At 70.7% G+C, this 16,013-nt stretch carries 18 protein-coding genes and 1 other RNA gene; 7 read left to right on the top strand and 12 right to left on the bottom strand.

Features of this window, described 5'->3' with window-relative positions; all coding sequences use genetic code 11:
- Positions 1 to 23 precede the first annotated feature (23 nt).
- The 3 genes from ABSF49_RS05410 (at position 24) to ABSF49_RS05400 (ending at position 2,825) form a co-directional block, all read left to right on the top strand.
- Entirely contained in the window at positions 24 to 830 is an 807-nt protein-coding gene (locus ABSF49_RS05410; protein WP_424111609.1) for a creatininase family protein, read from the top strand.
- A 6-nt stretch (positions 831 to 836) separates the two neighbouring features.
- Entirely contained in the window at positions 837 to 1,487 is a 651-nt protein-coding gene (gene rnhB / locus ABSF49_RS05405) for a ribonuclease HII (RefSeq protein ID WP_424111608.1), read from the top strand.
- Positions 1,488 to 1,643: 156 nt separating this feature from the next.
- Entirely contained in the window at positions 1,644 to 2,825 is a 1,182-nt protein-coding gene (locus ABSF49_RS05400) for a site-specific DNA-methyltransferase (RefSeq protein WP_424111607.1), read from the top strand.
- A 2-nt stretch (positions 2,826 to 2,827) separates the two neighbouring features.
- Here ABSF49_RS05400 and prmB read toward each other — a convergent pair whose 3' ends face one another.
- The 7 genes from prmB to ABSF49_RS05365 form a co-directional block, all read right to left on the bottom strand.
- Positions 2,828 to 3,787, bottom strand: coding sequence for a 50S ribosomal protein L3 N(5)-glutamine methyltransferase (gene prmB / locus ABSF49_RS05395; protein WP_424111606.1), 960 nt, complete (start codon positions 3,785 to 3,787; stop codon positions 2,828 to 2,830).
- A 68-nt stretch (positions 3,788 to 3,855) separates the two neighbouring features.
- On the bottom strand, positions 3,856 to 4,077 hold the full coding sequence (locus ABSF49_RS05390; RefSeq protein ID WP_424111605.1) for a hypothetical protein: 222 nt from the start codon (positions 4,075 to 4,077) through the stop codon (positions 3,856 to 3,858).
- Positions 4,078 to 4,196: 119 nt separating this feature from the next.
- Positions 4,197 to 4,820, bottom strand: coding sequence for an urease accessory protein UreG (gene ureG, locus ABSF49_RS05385; RefSeq protein WP_424111604.1), 624 nt, complete (start codon positions 4,818 to 4,820; stop codon positions 4,197 to 4,199).
- A complete protein-coding gene (locus ABSF49_RS05380; RefSeq protein WP_424111603.1) occupies positions 4,817 to 5,611 on the bottom strand; it encodes an urease accessory protein UreF in 795 nt (264 codons plus the stop codon). Before ABSF49_RS05380 ends, ureG begins: the two co-directional genes overlap by 4 nt.
- Positions 5,499 to 6,065 carry an urease accessory protein UreE gene (locus ABSF49_RS05375; RefSeq protein WP_424111602.1) on the bottom strand — a complete coding sequence of 189 codons (567 nt, stop codon included), beginning with the start codon at positions 6,063 to 6,065 and terminating at the stop codon, positions 5,499 to 5,501. The genes ABSF49_RS05380 and ABSF49_RS05375 overlap by 113 nt, the downstream gene beginning before the upstream one ends.
- A gap of 98 nt (positions 6,066 to 6,163) precedes the next feature.
- Positions 6,164 to 6,549, bottom strand: an RNA gene (rnpB, locus tag ABSF49_RS05370) — RNase P RNA component class A.
- 286 nt (positions 6,550 to 6,835) lie between these two features.
- A complete protein-coding gene (locus ABSF49_RS05365; RefSeq protein ID WP_424111601.1) occupies positions 6,836 to 7,129 on the bottom strand; it encodes a YjiS-like domain-containing protein in 294 nt (97 codons plus the stop codon).
- Positions 7,130 to 7,234: 105 nt separating this feature from the next.
- Here ABSF49_RS05365 and ABSF49_RS05360 point away from each other — a divergent pair, with 105 nt between their 5' ends.
- The 4 genes from ABSF49_RS05360 to ABSF49_RS05345 all read left to right on the top strand — a co-directional run bounded on the left by ABSF49_RS05360 (position 7,235) and on the right by ABSF49_RS05345 (position 10,621).
- Positions 7,235 to 8,659, top strand: a complete 1,425-nt coding sequence (locus ABSF49_RS05360) for an aminotransferase-like domain-containing protein (protein ID WP_424111600.1) — start codon at positions 7,235 to 7,237, stop codon at positions 8,657 to 8,659.
- Between the two features lie 150 nt (positions 8,660 to 8,809).
- Positions 8,810 to 9,103 carry a YMGG-like glycine zipper-containing protein gene (locus tag ABSF49_RS05355; protein ID WP_424111599.1) on the top strand — a complete coding sequence of 98 codons (294 nt, stop codon included), beginning with the start codon at positions 8,810 to 8,812 and terminating at the stop codon, positions 9,101 to 9,103.
- A 76-nt stretch (positions 9,104 to 9,179) separates the two neighbouring features.
- Positions 9,180 to 9,944 carry an N-acetylmuramoyl-L-alanine amidase gene (locus ABSF49_RS05350; protein ID WP_424111598.1) on the top strand — a complete coding sequence of 255 codons (765 nt, stop codon included), beginning with the start codon at positions 9,180 to 9,182 and terminating at the stop codon, positions 9,942 to 9,944.
- 119 nt (positions 9,945 to 10,063) lie between these two features.
- Positions 10,064 to 10,621: a cytochrome b gene (locus ABSF49_RS05345; RefSeq protein ID WP_424111597.1), complete on the top strand. Its 558-nt coding sequence runs from the start codon at positions 10,064 to 10,066 to the stop codon at positions 10,619 to 10,621.
- 9 nt (positions 10,622 to 10,630) lie between these two features.
- Here the strand turns inward: ABSF49_RS05345 and metF are convergent, their stop codons facing one another.
- The 5 genes from metF to ABSF49_RS05320 all read right to left on the bottom strand — a co-directional run.
- Positions 10,631 to 11,524: a methylenetetrahydrofolate reductase [NAD(P)H] gene (metF, locus tag ABSF49_RS05340; RefSeq protein ID WP_424111596.1), complete on the bottom strand. Its 894-nt coding sequence runs from the start codon at positions 11,522 to 11,524 to the stop codon at positions 10,631 to 10,633.
- Entirely contained in the window at positions 11,524 to 12,546 is a 1,023-nt protein-coding gene (locus ABSF49_RS05335) for an ArsR/SmtB family transcription factor (RefSeq protein ID WP_424111595.1), read from the bottom strand. Before ABSF49_RS05335 ends, metF begins: the two co-directional genes overlap by 1 nt.
- Before the next feature lie 221 nt (positions 12,547 to 12,767).
- A complete protein-coding gene (locus tag ABSF49_RS05330) occupies positions 12,768 to 13,475 on the bottom strand; it encodes a B3/B4 domain-containing protein (RefSeq protein ID WP_424111594.1) in 708 nt (235 codons plus the stop codon).
- A gap of 300 nt (positions 13,476 to 13,775) precedes the next feature.
- On the bottom strand, positions 13,776 to 15,275 hold the full coding sequence (gene glpK / locus ABSF49_RS05325; protein WP_424111593.1) for a glycerol kinase GlpK: 1,500 nt from the start codon (positions 15,273 to 15,275) through the stop codon (positions 13,776 to 13,778).
- 220 nt (positions 15,276 to 15,495) lie between these two features.
- A partial coding sequence (locus ABSF49_RS05320) for a CoA transferase (RefSeq protein ID WP_424111592.1) occupies positions 15,496 to 16,013 on the bottom strand: 518 nt, incomplete at its 5' end.

Below are 16,013 nucleotides of genomic sequence, written 5' to 3'. Positions count from 1 at the left end.
CTGCGGCCGATGGGGGATAAGCGATGCCGCCAACCAGGTTTTGGGCCGAGATGTCGTGGCGCGATTTCGCCGCCGCCGACATGGCCGGGACGGTCGCGGCGCTGCCGCTCGCGGCGATCGAGCAGCACGGGCCGCATCTGCCGGTCGGGACCGACGCGTTCATCGGCGAGGGCTGCCTGAAGCGCGCGATCGCGCGCCTCCCCGCCGACTGGCCGGTGCTGATCCTGCCGCCGCAGACGATCGGCGCCTCCGACGAACACGCCGAATATCCGGGCACGCTGACGCTGCCGTTCGAAACGCTGGTCGGCGTGCTGACGGCGATCGGCGACGGCGTCGCGCGCGCCGGCTGCCGCAAGCTCGTCTTCATCAATGCGCACGGCGGCAACGCGCCGGCGATCGACGCGGCGGCGCTGGCCTTGCGCGCGCGCCATGCGATGCTGTGCGTGCACGCGAGCTGGCGGCGGCTCGGCTATCCCGACGGGCTGTTCTCCGAGCGCGAGCGCGTCTACGGCGTGCATGGCGGCGACGCCGAGACCTCGCTGACCCTCGCCTTTCGCCCCGACGCGGTGAAGATGGACCGCGCGCGCGATTTCGCCAGCGCGGGCGAGGCGATGGCGGCCGAGTTCAAGCGGCTGCGCGGCGCGCAACAACTCGGCTTCGCCTGGATGGCGAGCGACCTCAATCCGGAGGGCGTGGTCGGCGAAGCGGCATCGGCGACGGCGGCCAAGGGCGAAGCCGCCGCCGACCACGGCGCCGACGCCTTCGTCGAACTCATCGGCGACGTCATCGCCTTCGATCTCGCGCGGCTCGCCAACGGCCCGCTCGGCTGACCGCCGATGGGCGCGCCGACTTACGACAACGAGCGCGCGCTGATCGCCGAGGGGCGGCGAATGGTCGCGGGCGTCGACGAGGTCGGCCGCGGACCGCTCGCCGGACCGGTCGGCGTCGGCGCGGTGATCCTCGATCCCGACGATCTGCCCGACGGCCTCGACGATTCGAAGGCGTTGAGCGCGGCGCGGCGTGAAGTCTTGGCGGAAGCCGTCTACGCCCGGGCGATCGCCGTCTCGCTCGCCTTCGCCAGCGTCGAGGAGATCGACCGCTTCAACATCCGCGGCGCGACGTTGCTGGCGATGCGGCGCGCGGTCGCGGCGCTGTCGGTCAAGCCCGACTATGCGGTGATCGACGGCCGCGATGCGCCGCCCGGCCTTCTCTGCCCGGCGCGTCCGATCATCGGCGGCGACGGTTTGTCGCTGTCGATCGCGGCGGCCTCGATCGTCGCCAAAGTCGCGCGCGACGCGCTGATGGCGCGGCTCGACGCGGTCCATCCGGGCTATGGTTTCGCGCGCCACGCGGGTTATCCGACCCGCGAACACGCCGCGGCGCTGACGCGTCTCGGGCCGTGCCCGCTGCACCGCCGCTCGTTCAAGCCGATAGCGCTGTTGGCCTGCGACTCAGCGCTTGCCGGCGACCCTGTCACGAATCTTTAGAAATCGTTGATTCGATAAAGATTCTCAGCGCCGCCAAGCCGTACGAAAACGAGACAGCGGCGATTCGGCCGGCCTAACTTCGCCTTTACCTAAAATGCTCATGATCGCGCGTGTCGGAGCGGTTCGCCCTGACGGTCGCGTCAAGTGAGTTGCGTAATGCGTGGTTCGCGTGCCGGGGCGACCCGCCTCCCCGTCCAGCTTCAGGTTCTGCGTACTGGACGCAACGAGGCGTGGCGCCCCGCCACGCCCGCCGCCGCGCCGCGCGACGCGATCGTCGTCGGCGACTGCGTCGCCGAACTTGGCCGGTTGCCCGAGGCGAGCGTCGATTTCGTCTTCGCCGATCCGCCGTACAATCTGCAGCTCGAAAGCGCGCTGTCGCGCCCCGATCAGAGCGTGGTCGACGCCGTCGACGACGACTGGGACAAGTTCGCCGACTTCGCCGCCTATGATTCGTTCACCCGCGCCTGGCTCGGCGCGACCCGGCGGGTGATGAAGCGCGAGGCGACGATCGTCGTCATCGGCTCCTACCACAACATCTTCCGCGTCGGCGCGATCCTGCAGGACCTCGGCTTCTGGATCTTGAACGATATCGTCTGGCGCAAAGCCAACCCGATGCCGAACTTCCGCGGCCGGCGCTTCACCAACGCCCACGAGACGATGATCTGGGCGGCGCGCAGCGCCGACGCCAAGGCCTACACCTTCAACTACGACGCGTTGAAGGCGGGCAACGACGACGTCCAGGCGCGCTCCGACTGGTTCCTGCCGATCTGCACCGGCGGCGAACGGCTGAAGAACGCCGACGGACGCAAGACCCATCCGACGCAGAAGCCGGAGGCGCTGCTGCAGCGGCTGCTGATCGCCGCCACCAACGCCGGCGATCTCGTGCTCGACCCGTTCTTCGGCTCCGGCACCACCGGCGCAGTCGCGCGGCGGCTCGGCCGCAATTTTCTCGGTCTCGAGCGCGACGCGGCCTACGCCGCCGCGGCGCAGGCGCGAATCGACGCCGTCGAGCCGATCGCGACCGACGCGGTCGCGGCGATGCCGAGCAAGCGCAGCGAACCGCGCGTCGCTTTCGCCAGCGTGGTCGAAGCGGGCCTGGTCAAGCCGGGCGAAGCGCTGCTCGACGCGCAGCGCCGCCATCGGGCGCTCGCCCGCGTCGACGGCGCGCTGACGCTCGGACCGGCGGTCGGCTCGATCCACAAGATCGGCGCCCTCGCCCAAGGCCTGCCGGCCTGCAACGGCTGGAGCTTCTGGCACGTCGAGCGCGCCGGCAAGCTGGTCAGCATCGACGACTTCCGCTCCGTCATTCGCGCCGCGATGCGCGAAGCGGCGGAATAGGCTCAGCCGCGCCGGACGCGCCTGCCGCGCGGTGCGAGATCGCGCGCGCGCAGGACGAACACTTCGCCCTCGGCCTCGCTTTCTTCCGCGTCCAGCCACAGGAACGGCAGATCGGGATAGGCGGCCTCGAGCCGGGCGCGGGCGCGGCCGACTTCGCAGACCAGCGCGCCCTCCTCAGTCAGATGCGCGCCCGCTTCGGCCAAGATGCGCCGCACGATGTCCAGCCCGTCGCGCCCGCCCGCGTGCGCCAATCGCGGCTCGGCGGCATATTCGGGCGGAAAGGCGGCGAGCGACTCGGCGTCGACATAAGGCGGGTTGGCGAGGATGAGGTCGTAACGCTTGGCGCCGAGCGGCGCGAACAGGTCGCCCTGGTGGAGCGTCACCCGATCGGCGAGATCGTGCTCCTCGACATTGCGGCGCGCGACCGCCAGCGCGTCGGCGGAAAGCTCGACCGCGTCGATCATTGCGTTGGTAAAGACGCGCGCGGCGAGAACCGCCAGCGAGCCGCCGCCGGCGCAGAGGTCGAGCGCGCTCGCGACCGCGCTCGGCTCGTCGATCGGCGCGCCGGGGCCGACGAGGCCGTGAAACAGCAACTCGCCGATGAAGCTGCGCGGCACGATCGCGCGCTCGTCGACATAGAACGGCACGCCCTGGATATAGGCGCGATTGAGCAAATAGGCGGCCGGCTTGCGCGTGGCGAGGCGCGCGTCGATCAAAGCGAGCAACCGCACGCGCTCGGCGCGGATCAGTCGGGCGTCGAGGAACGGATCGAGCGCATCGATCGGCAGTTTGAGCCCTTCGAGGACGATGAACGCCGCTTCGTCGAATGCATTGGTCGCGCCGTGACCATAGGCGAGGTCGGCGCTGTTGAAGCGGCTGACGGCGTAGCGGAAGAGATCGCGAATGGTCGTGAAGACCGCGAGGCGCTCGTCGTCGGCGGCGATGGCGGGCAGTTCAGCCATGCGCCGCGCTCACGAGACATGGCCGGCGTCGCCGACCATCGCATGTTTCGCTGTCGTTCAAGGGCGGCTCATTGCGCCTTTATGCATTCGTGGTGAAATTGCCTGCGTTTGTCGCCGTGCAAATTCTTGAGGTCGGCCTGCTTGTAGCAATCGCTCGATTTGGCCGCCTTGGCGGCGGCGTCGGCCGCGGGCGCCGGACCCGGCGTCGGCTCGGCTGCGTCGAGCGCGAACGCCGCGCCGGAAGTGAGCGCGCTGAAGGCGATCGCGGTGACGAGAGTCGAAAAGCGCATGTGGGGAATTTTCCTCGCTATGGAGCCGTTCGCGCGGAGCGCCGGGGATCGGTTTCTTAGACGCGCCGCGCGGGCAATACAAGCCGCCGCCGGTGGCCTCCCAAAGCCGGGCGCCGCGGTTAAAGCCCGCCCTTGTCGCGGATGAACGCGATCACGGCGTCGACGCCTTCGCCGGTCTTCATGTTGGCCATGACGAAGGGCCGCGTCTTGCGCATCAGCGCCGCGTCGCGCGCCATCACTTCGAGCGACGCGCCGACGTAAGGGGCGAGATCGATCTTGTTGATGACCAGAAGGTCGGAGCGAGTGACACCCGGTCCGCCCTTGCGCGGCACCTTCTCGCCGCCGGCGACGTCGATGACGTAGATGGTCAGATCGGCGAGTTCGGGCGAGAAGGTCGCGGCGAGATTGTCGCCGCCCGATTCGACCAGAATGAGGTCGAGCGCGGGGAAACGGCGACGCATGTCGTCGATCGCCGCCAGGTTGATCGAAGCGTCCTCGCGGATCGCGGTATGGGGACAGCCGCCGGTCTCGACGCCCATGATGCGCTCGGCCGGCAGCGCCCCGGCTTCGACCAGGATGCGCGCGTCCTCCTTGGTGTAGATGTCGTTGGTGATCGCCGCGACTTCGTAGGCGCCCGACAGCCGCTTGCACAATTGCTCCATCAGCGCCGTCTTGCCGGAGCCGACCGGGCCGCCGATCCCGACCCTCAATGGCGAATGCTTGGGCGAATGCGTTTGCGTCATGAGCGGAACAGCCTCGAATATTGGGTTTCGTGCCGCATCGCGGCGATGTCGGAGCGCAACGCGCAGGCGCCGAGATCGTCGAGCGTCGCACCCGCCGCCTCGCGCGCCAGCGTGGAGAGCTCCGGCAAGATCCCCGCCAGAATCTTCAGCCCGGCGGTCTGGCCGACGATCCCCAGCCGCGTCGCGGCCGAGACGAGATTGGCGAATTGGCCGACGACGAACGCTTCCGCCGCGTGGGCGAGAGCCATGCCGCAGCCCGCCGCGGCGGCGGCGACGGCGACTGGATAGGCGAGCGGCTCGCCGTCGCGGGCGGAGAGCCGCGCCAAAGCCTCGCAGTCCCAGGCGGCGCGCGCGGCGAGGCGGAACGCCGCGCCCTGCGCGGTCGTCTCCAGCCGCCGCTCGGCCGAGCCGGCGAGCGCGACCGCCAGTTCGTTGACCGCGTCGAGCGCCGGCCAGTCGGCTGCGGCGGCGGCGCGGAACGCATGGGCGAACAGCGCCGCATCGAGATGCGGCGCGCCGAAACGGGCGAGGTCGGCGAGCCAGGCGGCGAGCGAGGCGGCGTCGGTCACGTCGCCCGCTTCGTACGCCCATTCGATTCCGTGCGAATAAGCGAAGGCGCCGACCGGGAAGGCCGGCGACAGCCACAGCAGCAGCGGCGCCTCGCGCCAGGCGTCGCCGTCAGGGTTTGTGGTCATGGCCGTGGTCATGATCGTCATGGCCGTGATCATGGCGATCGTGGCCGTGATCGTGACGATGATCGTGGTCGTGCGCATGACCGTGGTCGTGATCATGATCATCGTCATGGCCGCCGGCCGCGCGCACATAGGCGCCGCCCTCGGGATTGAACGGCGCTTCGATCGCGACCACCAGCGCGCCGAGCCCGCGCGCCATCTCCTCGATCACCGGATCGCGCCGGATGCGCAGGCTCCGTTTCGTCAGCTCGGTCGGCAGGTGGCGATTGCCAAGGTGCCAGGCGACGCGAGTCAGCGCGGCGGAATCGGCGGCGCGGATTTCGGCGAGCGGCTCCGGCGCGGCGACCACCTCGACGATGCCGCCGTCGTCGAGCTTCAGTCCATCGCCGGCCCGCAGCATCACCGCTTCCGGCAGGTCGAGCAGGAAGCCGAGCCCGCGCACGCCGGTCATGGCGAAGCGGCGGCGATAGCGCTCGTCGAAATCGAGCACCACCGTATCGACCGGCGCGCCCGACCATTGTCCGGCGGGAATGACCGAATGAGCGTGGAGCATGGGGCCTCGAAAGAAGGGCAGCAGGCAGTGGGCAGTAGGACTATACGCCGCGTCTCCGCCTGCCTACTGCCTATTGCCTACTGCCTTCTGCGCCTCAAAGCGCCAGCCGGCCTGTAAGCCGGGTTCTGTATGGCCGGAAGCCTTGCGGCTGCCGACGTGACGGCCATTCCTCTGGGACGCCCGTCGCCGGGCGCCTCGAGCAACCAACCCGAACGACTGACCTGCGGACGGGGCCTGCGCGCCTTGCGGCGCGCGCGTCGCTCCTATTCGGTTTTGCTCCCGGCGGGGCTTGCCTTGCCGCCGACGTTGCCGCCGACGCGGTGCGCTCTTGCCGCACCCTTTCACCCTTGCCGGCCAAAGGCCGGCGGTTTGCTTTCTGTGGCGCTGTCCCTGAGATCGCTCTCGCCGGACATTATCCGGCGCCGTGTCCGCATGGAGCCCGGACTTTCCTCCGCCCGAAGGCGACGGCCGTCCGGCCGGCTGACGGGCGCCACTATGCGGTTGCGGGCCGCCCGGTCAAGCGCTGCGACGTCTTGGCCGCGATTGACGCGCATCAAAACGACGGTCGCACGTCTAGCGTAGGTCAGGGGCGCGACGGTCGTCGCAATGTCCTTTTGGACGTTCTCCCTGACTCGGGCCGCCCTTCGAGGCGGCCCTTATTCATTCAGCGCCTTTGCGCTTGCGCCGCCGCTGTTCGCGAGGCGTCGACGCGCCTCCGCCAACGGCGAAGACGAGCGTCATGCCGAAGGTCTCGGCCGCCGCCGGGCGACTCACGAGCCGGTCCTCGCCAGTCGCGATCGACGCCAGACGCGGCGTGGCTGTCCGCCGAGCCAGAGCCGGGTCGCGCGCTGGCCGTCCACGCGCGCGGCGAGAAAAATCCCCGGATCGGCGGCGAGCGGTAGCGCCGTCGCGTCGTTGAGATCGGCCGGCGTCAGGCCGATGTCGGCGAGCGCGCGCGCGTCGAGGGCGGCGAGCCGCCTTAGCGTCGCGCGCGCTTCCGCGACGCGGAACGGCCACAACGCGAGGGACAAGAACGCAGCGGTCAGTTGGGACGGGAGGCGCATGGGACGGGCTCCTTTTTCGCCCCCCTGATCGCCGCATCCGGCTGGCGCGGCCAGAGACAATTGTATACAATTTGGCTGAACTGTACTGATCAATTGGGGATACAGATGCTCGAACGCTCGCCTGTCGCGCGCGCGCCGACGCGGGTCGCCGCGGTGATGGCGTCGCTGAAGGCGCGCATCGAAAGCCGAGCGCTGGCGCCCGGCGCGCGCCTGCCCTCCGTCAGGGCGCTCGCCAGCGCGCTCGCCGTGTCGAAGACGACGGTGGTCGAGGCCTACGAGCGCCTGGTCGCCGAAGGCGAAGTGACGGCGCGGCGCGGCGCCGGCTTCTTCGTCGCCGGGCCGACCCGGCCGCTGGTGCTGGCGCAGACGTGCGAGCCGCGCGAGCCGGTCGCCGACTGGCTGCGCTCTCATCGCGCCGCGCTCGCCGCCGACCCGGACGTCGTGCAGCCGGGCTCGGGCTGGCTGCCCGAATCGTGGATGCCGGAAGCTGGCATTCAGCGCGCGCTGCGCGACCTCGCCCGTGATCGCGCCTTCCGCAAGACGCATTACGACTCGGCCGCCGGTTACGAACCGCTGCGCCGCCAACTCGCGGTGCGGCTCGGCGAGCGCGGCGTCGTCGCTTCGCCGGAACAGATCGTGCTGACCGACTCGACCACCCAGGCGATCGACCTCGCGATGCGCTTCCTCGTCCAGCCGGGCGACGTCGTGGCGGTCGACGATCCGAGCTATTTTCGTCTGCTGCCGCTGCTCAAGGCGCATCGGGTCGAAGTCGTCGCCGCGCCGCTGACGCCGGAAGGGCCGGACGTCGAGGCGCTCGGCGCGCTGTTCGCCGCGCGTTCGCCGCGGCTCTACCTGACCGTCGCGGCGTTCCACAACCCGACCGGCCTGTCGCTGTCGCCCGCCGTCGCTCATCGCATCCTCAAGCTCGTCGAGCGGCACCAGGTCGTCGTCATCGAGGACGAGATCTTCGCCGATTTCGAGTCGGGGCCGCCGGGAACGCGGCTGGCGGCGTTCGACGGCCTCGAGCGGGTGATCCAGGTCGGCAGCTACTCGAAGACGGTCTCCGCCGCGCTGCGCTGCGGCTATCTGGCGCTGCGGCCGGATTGGGTCGATCCGGTCGTCGACCTCAAGCTCGCGACCGCGCTGAGCAGCGGCCATTTCGCCGCCGCATTCCTGCACAGGATGCTGACCGAAGCGGGCTATCGCCGCCACCTCGGCGCGCTGAGGACGCGGCTCGCCGACGCGATGGGCCGCACGCTGACGCGGCTGAGGACGGCCGGGCTGACGCCATGGATCGAGCCGCGCGGCGGCGTCTTCCTGTGGGCGCGCCTGCCCGACGGGTTGGACGCGACCGCGATCGCGCGGCTCGCGCTGGCCGAAGGCGTCGGCCTCGCGCCCGGACCCGTGTTCAGCGCCGCGCCCGACGCGCACGCCTACTTGCGCTTCAACGCCGCAGCGAGCCTCAGCCCGCACAGTTTCGACGCGCTCGAACGCGCCATGGCGAACCCGGCGGCGCGCATGCGTCGATGATCGCGATTCACCCGCCATTGACGACATCCGCCGCAACATTGTGCTAAGGCGTTCGGGGGTTGGGTCAGCGGGTCAACGGCGCGAAAGCCGCGAGCTGGTGAGTTTGGCGTCGGCGCGTGGGCGTCGCGCGACGCAATGGAGACCGACACGATGAAGAAACTGATGATCCTTTCTCTCGCTTTGGCGGCGGCCCTGCCGATCGCCGGCTGCGAAACGCCGCAACAGCAGAACGCCGCCAACGGCGCGGTGCTCGGCGGCGCGGCCGGCGCGCTGCTCGGCGGCGCGCTGACCGGCAGGCCAGGCGGCGCGATCGTCGGCGGCATCACCGGAGCGGCGGCCGGCGCGATGATCGGCTCGGCTTCGACCCCGCCCGGACCCGGCTATCGCTGCGGCGAGTGGTACTACGATTATTACGGCAATCGCGTCTGCCGCGCCTGGTACTGAACCGACAGCGCCGCGCCCGCCGCATTCGCGCGCGCTCGGCGGCCCCTTCCGCCGCGCGGACAAGGGCCGCGCCGCCATGACCGACGCATTCGCCCCCGACAGCCCGCTGGTTGCGCGCGTGCTGCCCTCGCTCAATTTCGGCGAGCGGCGCGGACATGCGCGGCCGGATTGTGTCGTGCTGCATTACACCGGCATGCCGACCGCCGAAGGCGCGCTGGCGCTGCTCGTCGACCCCGCCGCCGAAGTGTCGGCCCATTATTTCGTCTGGGAGAGCGGCGAGATCGCCCAGCTCGTGGCCGAAGACAAGCGCGCCTGGCACGCCGGAATCGGCCAATGGGGCGGCCTGCGCGACCTCAATTCGGCCTCGATCGGGATCGAAATCGTCAATCCCGGCCACGACGGCGGACTGCCGGATTTCCCGCAGGCGCAGATCGACGCGACGATCGCGCTCCTGCGCGACATCGCGGCGCGGCGCGCGATCCGGCCCGAGCGCGTGCTCGCCCATTCCGACCTCGCCCCGGCGCGCAAGCGCGACCCTGGCGAGCGCTTCCCGTGGGACGCGCTGGCGCTGGCGGGCGTCGGCCACTGGGTCGAGCCGGCGCCGATCGTCGACGGACCGTTGTACGGTCCCGGCCGGGAGGGGCCGCCGGTGCGGGCGTTGCAGGCGCTGCTGGCGCTCTACGGCTACGGGATCGAGCTGACCGGCGTCTATGATGCGCCGACCCGCGCCGTCGTCGCCGCTTTCCAGCGCCACTTCCGCCCGGCGCGCGTCGACGGCGAGGCCGACGCTTCGACGGTGGCGACGCTGAGGGCGCTGATCGACGGGCTCGCGCGGGGTTGAAACGCGCGCGACTTACGAATTTGCAATAATCCGGCAAGGACAAATCGGACCGCGTGCTTTTGAAGTCGGGGTCAGCGTCGCCCGAATCGACAAGACTTCATTTCATCTCGAGGCCAATCATGCCGTTGCGAAATTCTCAGAAGGACTACGGCTCGGTCGCGCGCTTCGCGCATTGGGCGACGGCGCTGTTCGTCGCGCTCGCCTGGCCGCTCGGCCAGTTCCGAGAGGTGTTCCCGCGTGGGGCGGCGCTCAACGCCGACCTCTTCGTCCACATGTCGCTCGGCCTCGGCGTCATCCTGCTGCTTGTGCTGAGGCTGGTCTGGCGCGCACTCGATCCGCCGCCGCCGGCGATTGCCGCCAGTCGATTCGAGCCGTGGATCGGCTACGCCGCCACGGCCGGACATCTGCTGCTCTACGCGCTGCTGATCGCGACGCCGATTCTCGGCGTCGTGCTGCAATTCGCGCGCGGCCAGGCGCTGCCGGTTTTCGGCCTGTTCGACGTTCCGTCGCCCTGGGTGATGGATCGCGCGTTCTTCCGCGAGGTCCTCGGGCTGCACCAACTCGCCGCCAATGCGCTCGGCGTGGTCGCGCTCGGCCATGCCGCAGCGGCCTTGTTCCACCATTGGGCGCTCGGCGACCGCACGCTCGCGCGCATGCTGCCGGGGCTGGCGCGCTAGGCGCGCCGGTCAGGCCGCCGGCTGGGCGCGCAGGCCGATAAGGTGGCAGATCGCGAAGACGAGATCGGCGCGGTTCATGGTGTAGAAATGAAGGTGGTCGACGCCGCGGTCGATCAGGTCGATGACCTGCTCGGCGCAGACCGCCGCCGCCACCAGCCGGCGCGTCGCCGGATCGTCCTCGAGCCCCTCGAAGCGCTCGGCGAGCCAGTTCGGCACGCTGGCCCCGGTCTTGCGCGCGAAATTGGCGGTCTGCTTGAAATTCAGCACCGGCACGATCCCCGGCACGATCGGGATCGCGATCCCCGCCGCCGCGGCGACGTCGAGGAAGCGCAAGTAGGCGCTGTTGTCGAAGAAGAACTGGGTGATGGCGCGGTCGGCGCCGGCGTCGACCTTGCGCTTCAACGCCTCGATGTCATGCAGCAGATTCGGGCTTTGCGGATGCTTCTCCGGGTAGGCGGAGACCGAGACCTCGAAATCGCCCGCCGCCTTGATCGCGCTCACCAGAGCGTCGGTCGACTGGTAGCCGTCGGGCGGCGCGACATAGGGCGTGTCGAGCCCACCGGGCGGATCGCCGCGCAGCGCGACGATGTGGCGCACGCCGGCGGCGGCGTAGCCCTTCAGCACCGCGTCGATTTCCGCCGAGCTCGCGCCGACGCAGGTCAGATGCGCGGCGGGCTTGAGCGGCGTCTCCTTGACCAGCCGCGCGACGGTCGCGTGCGTGCGCTCGCGGGTCGAGCCGCCGGCGCCGTAGGTGACCGAAACGAACGCCGGCGCGAGCGGCGCGAGCCGGCCGACCGCCTCCCAAAGCTGCGCTTCCATTTCCGGCGTCTTGGGCGGGAAGAACTCGAACGAGACGGAGACGCGCGAGCCCGAGCGGCTCAGGCGCTGCGGAACGGCCGCCATCAGGCGATCTCCATTGCAGGTTTCGGCAGGGGGTCGGAAATGATCCGCCGGTCGCGCGCCAGCCACAGCGCCACGGTCAGCTTGTCGGGCTCGCCGGCGGCCGGCGCGACGCGCTCGGCGGCGACCGGCGCGAGCCCGGCGTCGGCGAGAAAGCCGGCGATTTCCTCCTCGGCGAAGCCGAGCCGGCGATGAGCGTAGGCCTCGCGCAGAAATTCCTCGCCATGGGCGGCGAAGTCGACCACCAACAGCCGGCCCGACGGCCGCAGCGCCCGCGCCGCTTCGGCCAGCGCCCGCGCCGGATCGTCGAGAAAATGCAACACCTGGTGGATGACGACGAGGTCGTAGGAATCGCGCTCGACCGGCGGCGCATAGAGGTCGCCCTGGCGCAGCTGGACGTTGCGCAGGCCGCTCTCGCCGATGCGCGCGCGCGCAACCGCCAGCATCGCCGGGCTCTGATCGACGCCGACGGCGCGATCGGCGCGCGGCGCGAGCAGTTCGAGCATGCGACCGGTCCCGGTCCCGAGATCGAGCAGGCCGCGGATCGGCCGGTCGCCGACCATCGCCAGGATCGCCGCCTCGACCCGGCTCTCTGAGGCATGCAGCGCGCGGATCGCGTCCCAGTCGGCGGCGCGCTCGGCGAAATAGGCCGCCGCCTGCTTGCGCCGCGCCGCGCGCGCCGCCGCCAGCCGGGCGCGGTCGGCGGCGAAGGTCGGGTCGGCGGGATCGACGCGGGCGACCAGCGCGCGCGCCAGCGCGCCGCCGGGGTCGGCGAGCCGATAGAACGCCCAGGCGCCTTCGCGCTGGCGCTCGGCGAGGCCGGCTTCGACCAGCAATTTCAAATGCCGCGACACGCGCGGCTGCGACTGGCCGAGAATGGCGACGAGCTCGCTGACCGTCAGCTCGGCTTCGCTGAGCAGGCCGATCAGCCTGAGGCGCGTCACCTCGCCCGCCGCCTGCAGGCTGGCGAGCAGGGCGTCGAAGCTCAGCGCCAGCGGCGTGGCGGATGGCGCGACGTTAGACATAAAGATATGCTTATATCTGATGTTGGCGCGACGCAAGGCGCGCCGCGCGCGCCCTCATCCTGAGCCGCCCGCGAAGCGGGCGAGTCGAAGGACGAGGGCGACGGAGAACCGAGATCGTGATCCTCCTCATCGTGAGGAGCGGCGCGTGAGCGGCGCGTCTCGAACGACGGGGAGGATCGAGCGCCCGCTCCTTCACGGTGAGGATAGGGATGCGGCTGTCGTTAGAACGCGACGATCGGCCGCGCGCGGTCGGCGACGACGATGCGGCAGCGGCCGCCGCATTCGCGTTCGATCAGCCTGACGACGCGCGCCGCCGCGACCTCGACGTCGCCGGCGCCGTTCGACTGCGCCGTCAGCGCGACGCGGCGCGTTTTGGCCGAAACGGCGCTGCGCGCGTCCTGGCGCCAGTTCCAGCGCCGGCACAGCACATGGCGCGCGTCGGCGTAGACGACTTCGCCGACTTTGGGCGGATCGTTGGGGTCCTCGTCCGCTTCCGCGCCCATGTCGATGAAGGTGTCGTCGGGACGCGAGAAACGGAAGGCAAGATCGCCTTCGGTCGCGTCGAGATCGTCGCAGCCGAGGCAGAGTTCGCTCGCGAGCGACGCGGCGTTGTAGAGATCGACGAGCGCGTTGACCTCGGGCAGCGCGCCGCCCGCCAGCACGCGCTTGATCAGCCGCTCGACCGACGAGCGGTAGCTCGTCCGCTTGATGCCGAAGCCCTTGTAGGCCGCGCGCCAGGCGGCGACTCCGGGAATGGCGGAAAGCTCCGTCCCGCCCCAGCGCTTGCGGCACGCCTCTTCCGCCGCTGCGATCTCGGCGGCGAGCGCCGCGCTGCGCGCCGCGCCGATCCGCAAGTCTTCTGCGACGACCAGCGCGACGCGGAAGTCGGGGAAGCGCTCGGCGATTTCGGCGATCGAGAGAGAGGGCATGACGGATTCCGGCGGCGACGACGCGGCGGATTGGCCCGCGCCGACGCCCTCTGTCAAGGCGAGGCGTCGGTGACAACGCCGGCCATGAAGCAGATTTGTTCATTGAATGCTTGGCGGAGCGAGGGCGCGAGACGAAGTCGAAGTCAAGGACGGCCCAAGGGGCCGCCGCCGCAGGCGGTGCGCTTCGCGCATCCTTGAGTTCGACCTCGTCTCGCGCAGAATCGCAGCGAAGCGATCAATGAACGGTCGCGCCGGGACGCCGGCCCGCGCTGGTCGGCGCGAACCCGGCTCTGCGCCCGGCTACGCTTTGCGCGCGGTCAGCGTGCGCGCCACCGCGTCGCGCCAGCCGGCGACCATCTTCGTGCGCGTGTCTGCTGCAAGCGTCGGGCGGAAGGCGCGCTCGCGCCGCCAGCTTTGGCCGAACTCGGCGAGCGGCGGATAGAGCCCGGCGTGGAGCCCGGCGAGATAGGCGGCGCCGAGCGCCGTCGTCTCCTTGATCGCGGGCCGGTCGACCGGCGCGTCGAGGATGTCGGCGAGGCGCTGCATCGTCCAATCCGACGCCGCCATGCCGCCGTCGACGCGCAGCGCCGTCCCGGCACCGGCGCCGGGCGGCAAATCGGCGCGCGCCGCCTCGATCAGGTCGAGCGTCTGGTAGCCGACGCTTTCGAGCGCCGCGCGCGCGATCTCCTTCGGCCCGGTGGCGCGCGTCAGGCCGAACAGCGCGCCGCGGCAGTCGGGGTCCCAATAGGGCGCGCCGAGACCAACGAACGCCGGCACCAGATAGACCGATTGCGCCGGGTCGGCGGCGGCGGCGAGCGCGCCGGATTCCTCGGCGGCGCGAATGACGCCGAGGCCGTCGCGCAGCCATTGCACCGCCGCGCCGGCGACGAAGATCGAGCCTTCGAGCGCGTAGGTCGTCTCGCCGTTCAGGCGGTAGGCGATGGTCGTCAGCAGCCGGTGCGACGAGACGACCGGCGTCCTGCCGGTGTTGACCAGCGCGAAGGCGCCGGTGCCGTAGGTCGCCTTCATCATGCCCGGCGTGAAACAGGCCTGGCCGACGGTCGCCGCCTGCTGGTCGCCGGCGACGCCGCGGATCGCGATCGTCGCGCCGAAATGCTCGCGCGCGGCGAAGCCGAAGTCGTCGGCCGAATCGCGCACGTCGGGCAGAATCGCGCGCGGAACGCGGAAGAGGTCGAGCAGCTGGTCGTCCCAGGCGTTGCGGCGGATGTCGTAGAGCAGGGTGCGGCTGGCGTTGGTGGCGTCGGTCGCATGGACCGCCCCGCCGGTCAGCCGCCACAGCAGGAACGCATCGACCGTGCCGAAGGCGAGTTCGCCGCGCTCGGCGCGCGGGCGCGCGCCGGCCACGTTGTCGAGCAGCCAGGCGATCTTGGTCGCCGAGAAATAGGGGTCGAGCAGCAGGCCCGTGCGCGCCGTGACGAGCGGCTCGCAGCCTGCCGCGCGCAATCGCTCGCACGCCCCCGCGGTGCGCCGATCCTGCCAGACAATCGCGCGATGGATCGGCTCGCCGGTCCGGCGGTCCCAGATCAGCGTCGTCTCGCGCTGGTTGGCGATTCCGATCGCCGCCACGTCGGCGGGGCGCGCGCCGGCGCGGGCCAGCGCCTCGCGGCCGGTTGCGAGCGTCGTGCGCCAGATGTCTTCGGGGTCGTGCTCGACCCAGCCGGGCGCAGGATAATGCTGGGCGAATTCCTGCTGCGCCGCGGCGACGATCGTCAGCTCCGACGAGAACAGGATCGCCCGCGTCGAGGTGGTGCCCTGGTCGATCGCCAGCGCGTAAGACACTTCGAGCCTCCCTGCGACGACGACGTCGCGGGATTTTTCTAGCGCGCCCGCGTGTGCGCGTCGACGTCCCTGCGTCGGCGTTGACCATCCTACCGTCATGCGCGGCCTTGATGTGCCGGGCATCCAGGGATGCGCCTCGCCAGGCTAACCGCAACCGCCGCCGCCTGGACGCCCGGATCAAGTCCGGGCGTGACGAGCGAGGAGACGACTCCGAAGCGCGCTACCGCTCCGTCTCGCCAAGCTGCGGGCTGGGACGGTCGGAGACCATCCGCACGCCGTCGATGACGATCGGCGAGGCGACGCCGGACACGCGCGCGCCGTCGTCGCCGACGAGTTCGAGCCTCAGTCCGCGGTGGACGACCTGCGGATCGGCGAAGACGTCCGCGATGCTATTGATCGGCCCCGCCGGCACCCCCGCCGCTTCGAGCTTCGCCAGCAGTTCGGCGCGCGTGAGCGCGGAAAGATGAGGCGCAAGTGTCGCGGTCAGGCGCGCACGGTTGGCGACGCGCAGCGGGTTGGCGCCAAAATCCGGCTCGGCGCCGGCCGCCTCGGCGCCGATCGCGCGGCAGAGGCTGCGGAACTGGCGGTCGTTGCCGACCGCGACGATGACATGGCCGTCGGCGACGGCGAACACCTGGTAGGGCGCGATGTTGGGGTGGGCGTTGCCGAGCCGGCTCGGCGAGCGGCCGGAGACGAGATAGTTCATCGCCTGGTTGGCGAGCATGGCGACGGCGCAGT

This window comes from Roseiarcus sp., from assembly GCF_049514155.1.
Classification (GTDB): Bacteria; Pseudomonadota; Alphaproteobacteria; order Rhizobiales; family Beijerinckiaceae; genus Roseiarcus.
Note: the sequence above shows the minus strand (reverse complement) of the source record. Positions and strands in the feature narration are given on the sequence as shown.